The sequence below is a fragment of the Williamsia sp. genome, from assembly GCF_036566845.1.
Taxonomy (GTDB): Bacteria; Actinomycetota; Actinomycetes; order Mycobacteriales; family Mycobacteriaceae; genus Williamsia.
Window position 1 is genome coordinate 1 of record NZ_DATCVM010000219.1, and the last position, 4,412, is coordinate 4,412.

General features: G+C 63.6%; 4 protein-coding genes. All 4 read left to right on the forward strand.

Annotated features, from left to right (window positions below; genetic code table 11):
• Window positions 1-1,361 (forward strand): class I adenylate-forming enzyme family protein (locus tag VIQ49_RS21175; RefSeq protein ID WP_331888341.1); only part of this gene is annotated, 1,361 nt, incomplete at its 5' end.
• Window positions 1,361-2,455: an NAD(P)H-dependent flavin oxidoreductase gene (locus VIQ49_RS21180; protein ID WP_233365653.1), complete on the forward strand. Its 1,095-nt coding sequence runs from the start codon at window positions 1,361-1,363 to the stop codon at window positions 2,453-2,455. The genes VIQ49_RS21175 and VIQ49_RS21180, both read left to right, overlap by 1 nt.
• Window positions 2,456-2,460: 5 nt before the next feature.
• The gene (locus VIQ49_RS21185) at window positions 2,461-3,447 is read left to right on the forward strand and encodes an NAD(P)H-dependent flavin oxidoreductase (RefSeq protein ID WP_233365652.1); all 987 of its coding nucleotides are present in this window, start codon (window positions 2,461-2,463) and stop codon (window positions 3,445-3,447) included.
• A 62-nt stretch (window positions 3,448-3,509) separates the two neighbouring features.
• A partial coding sequence (locus VIQ49_RS21190; protein ID WP_331888348.1) for a CoA transferase occupies window positions 3,510-4,412 on the forward strand: 903 nt, incomplete at its 3' end.

Below are 4,412 nucleotides of genomic sequence, written 5' to 3' on the forward strand. Positions count from 1 at the left end.
TTCTCGAACGCGGACTCGCTGTCACCGGCCACCCTGTGGCCTGGGCTGTCGACAATTCAGAAGGCCTGGCGGCGATCGTGCTATACCACGCGGTACTCAAAACCGGAGCATTCAACGTCCCCGTGAACACCCGCCTGACACCCGTCGAGGTAAGCAATCTGCTCGCCCACTGCCGGGCGGAAGGTGTCCTGGACCTGTCAGCGCTGCAACAACTACTCGCTCAGTCCCCCCAAGATCCGACGGCCCCACTGTGGATCGGTGAGGAGTCGGACCTCGCTTCGGTGCTCTACACCTCGGGAACGACCGGCCTGCCGAAGGGCGTCGAGCACACCCATTCGAGCTCGATCGCGGCTGGGGCTGCGTGGTCCGATTGCTTCGAGCTCACCTCAGCAGACGTCCTGCAAAGCCCCTTCCCAGTCACGTCAGGCGCTGGGCTGCACTTCAACGCGTTGTCTTGTCTGTGGGCCGGCGCCCATGTCGTGATCGACGAGGCCGACCTTCCCGGTACGTTCGCCCGAATCGAGCGCTACGCCAGCACGATCTACGTGGCCGTACCCTCGATCTACCAGTTCTGGTTGGATCATGCGGCACTCCACGAACATGATCTCTCGAACCTGCGAATTCTTGACTACGGCGGCTCCTCCATGGCGCCGGATGTCATCCGGCGCCTGCGCGCAGTCCTCCATGGTGTCGGTCTGATGCAAACCTACGGATTCACTGAGGGCGGACCGGGAGGAACCTACCTGCCACCGGCCTATGCGGAGCTTCGTCCGGGGTCGATCGGCAGCCGGCCAGCTGGCCGGTTCACACAGTTCAAGGTGCTGGACGCCGCTGGTGTCGAGGTCGGGCCGGACCAACCTGGCGAACTGTTCCTTCGTGGCCCCAGCGGAATGCGCGGCTATCACCGGGACCCCGCAGCAACGACACTGGTGAAGGGGGACGACGGTTGGATCGCCTCGGGGGACGTGGTCCGCTACGACGCCGAAGGGTTCCTCTACTTCGTTGACCGACGCCGCGAGCTGATTGTCCGGGGAGGCTACAACATCGCCCCCGTTGAAATCGAAGCTGCATTGTTGGCGTATGCCGGCGTGCGTGAGGCTGCGGTCTTCGGCATCCCCCATGCCAGTCTCGGCGAGGTCCCCTGTGCAGCGATCGTGCCCAGCAACTCGAGTCAGGCCGACACGCTGATCGACGGCCTGCGTAGCCACCTACTGATCCATTTAGCCGACTTCAAGAGGCCTCGGGAGATCCACATCGTGGGCGAACTTCCGAAAAATGCAGCGGGGAAAGTCGTCAAGCAGCAACTGCGCGAGATGTACTCCGCTCCCCCAATCACCACCAACTCCGTGAGGGAGAACTGATGAACATCGACGTGTGCCGTCAACTTGACATCAAATACCCGATCTTCGCATTCAGCCACTGCCGAGACGTTGTGGCTGCGGTCAGCAAAACCGGCGGGATGGGCGTGTTGGGCGTCTCTCGCCACTCGGCCGAGGAACTGGCGATCGACCTGAAGTGGATTGTTGAGCAAACTGGCGGCAAGCCGTTCGGTGTTGACTTGATCTTCCCTGCCAAGGCTCTCTCTCGCGAGGATGCCGTTGACGAGGCGTTGCCCGAGGAGCACCGCGCTTTTGTGGCAGCGTTGATCGACCAATTTGATGTGCCGCCGCCGACCGATGGTGAGAGCGCCCGATTGTACTCAGCACACATGCTGACCTCCGAGCACTTCACCGAGCTAGCCCACGTCGCCCTGGAATTTCCGGAGGTCAAGTTCCTGGTCAGCGCGCTCGGTGCCCCGCCAACCGAAGTCGCTGATCGCGCTCGGGCGCAGGGTGTCAAGCTGGGTGCACTGGTTGGCAGCCCGCGTCATGCCACGCGTCAGATCGAGGCAGGCATGGACATCCTGATCGCGCAGGGTCATGAGGCAGGTGGTCACATCGGCAACATCTCTTCGATGGTGTTGACTCCTCAGATCGTTGATATTGCTGAGGGCCGCCCGGTACTCACCGCCGGTGGCATCGGCGACGGACGGCAGATGGCTGCCGCCTTTGCCCTCGGCGCCCAGGGCGTCTGGCTCGGCTCGGTCTGGCTCGCCACCGTCGAGGGCGAACTGCCGCCCAAGCTGCTCAAGCGGGTCCTGGGTGCCACTTCAGAGGGAACTCTCGTCTCCCGCGCATACTCGGGCAAGTCGGTCCGTCTGCTGCGCACCCCCTGGTTCGATGCGTGGGAGGGCGAAGACGCCCCGAAGCCCCTGCCGACACCGCTGCAAGGCATGCTGGTCCGCGACGCGATGACCAGTGCGGTGGAGCACCAGGTGGATGCAGTGCTCACCACTCCGATCGGCCAGATCGTCGGGATGATGAACAAGCAGGAGACCTGCGCAGGAGTGGTCAGCCGTCTAGTGGAACAGTTCATCGAGGCCACCGGCAACCTCATCGACATCCTCGAGGACTGACCGCCATGTTCAGCAACCGATTCACACAGACTTTCGGTATCGACACACCCATAGTCTGTGGCGGAATGACGGGGGTCGGTACCGCCGACCTCATTGCCCCGGTGGCCGAAGCCGGCGCCCTTGGCTTCCTGACAGCCCTAACACAACCGACGCCGCAGGCGCTGGCCGACGAGATCAGCCGGTGCAAGGAGATGACCGACCGCCCATTCGGGGTAAATCTGACCATCCTGCCGACGGTCAAGCCAGTCCCGTACGACGAGTACCTGTCCGCGATTGTGGACAGCGGCGTCATGGTCGTGGAGACCGCAGGTGCGAACCCGGCCCCCTACCTTCCCACTCTGAAGGCGGCAGGGGTCAAGGTAATCCACAAGGCGGTGTCTGTGCGTCATGCGGTGAAAGCGCAGAGTGTGGGAGTTGATGCAGTGAGCGTCGACGGCTTCGAGTGCGCGGGCCACCCAGGCGAGGACGACGTGCCCGGTCTGATCCTGATCGCAGCCGCTGCCCGGGAGCTCACCGTCCCGATCATTGCCTCGGGCGGCTTCGCGACCGGCTCCGGACTGGTAGCGGCACTGGCCCTTGGTGCCGACGCGATCAATATGGGAACCCGGTTCGTAGCCACACACGAGGCACCTGTTCACCAGTCGGTCAAGGACCAAATCGTCGCCAACACCGAGCGCGACACGGTGCTCGTCTTCCGCAAATTCGGCAACACTGCTCGGGTGGCTCGCAACAGCGTCTCCGAGGAGATTCTCGAAATTTCCTCGCGGCCCGACACGACCTTCGACGATATTGCCCATCTCGCCTCTGGCGAACGTGGCCGTCACGGTGTTCTACGCCAAGGCGATATGGAAGCCGGAATGTGGTGGGCCGGACAGTCACAGGGCTTGATCCACGAGGTGCTCACTTGCCGCGAGGTCGTGGAGACGATCATGGCCGAAGCTCGGTCTGTCGTCTCTGCACGCCTTGACGCATTCGCCTTCGTCGAGGCCTGAGAACAATGTCCCACGCAGACCAGGCAACGTGTTTGAGGGCCACCGCGGATTTGCTCGGATTGATGGGTCTACCGACTTCGACGGGTCGCGTCCGGATCACCGGTTCCGAGCAACGAAGCATCGCCCGCCGCCGGATCAGTACGGCGTCCGCGGCCGCTCTGGCCGCGACCGGGGCAGCGACCGCTGAGTACTGGCGACGAATCGGCGGTGACGAGCAGACCGTGACCGTGGATATGCACCGTGCGACACAAGCGCTCTATGTCGCCGCGCACACCAAACGCTCGGACGGCTGGAGACCGGCCGCCGGGTACGGCGCGATACAGACCGTCGAACCTATGAACCCGTATTTTCGTACCCACGACGGTCGTTGGATCGATCTGGTCCTCGGGAGCGCGAGGCCAAATCAGGTCGATCGGGTCCTTCAGGTACTCGATTGCGAACGCGACAGCATCGCCAAGGCTGTTGCCAGCCGTGACGGACTGGAACTCGAAGGAGCAATCCACGCCACCGGGGCGACTGCCGGATTGGTCCGTACCGCCGAGGAATGGCGTACCACCCCACAGGGGCAGCATCTTGACCGGCAGCCGGTGATCCGTGTGGAGCGGATCGGTGACGCACCGCCTCGCCGCAGGACCGCAGCGGATAACGAAAGTGACTGTGCTGGAGTGCTTTCCGGCTTGCGGGTACTGGATGCGACCCATGTAATTGCGGGTCCGATGGTGGCCCGCACGCTCGCCGAGCAGGGCGCCGATGTACTACATGTCACCAGGCCGGTGAATCATGACACCGAGATGTTCCTGCTCGATCTGGGCGTGGGCAAGCGCAATATCGTGATCGACCTGGACCGCGAGACGGGGCGGGCCGACTTCGGTGACATGGCCGCAACGGCCGACGTCCTGGTCCAGTCGTACCGGCCCGGCGCGCTTGCTGCGCGCGGGTTCTCGCCCGTTGCACTGGCAGAGAGC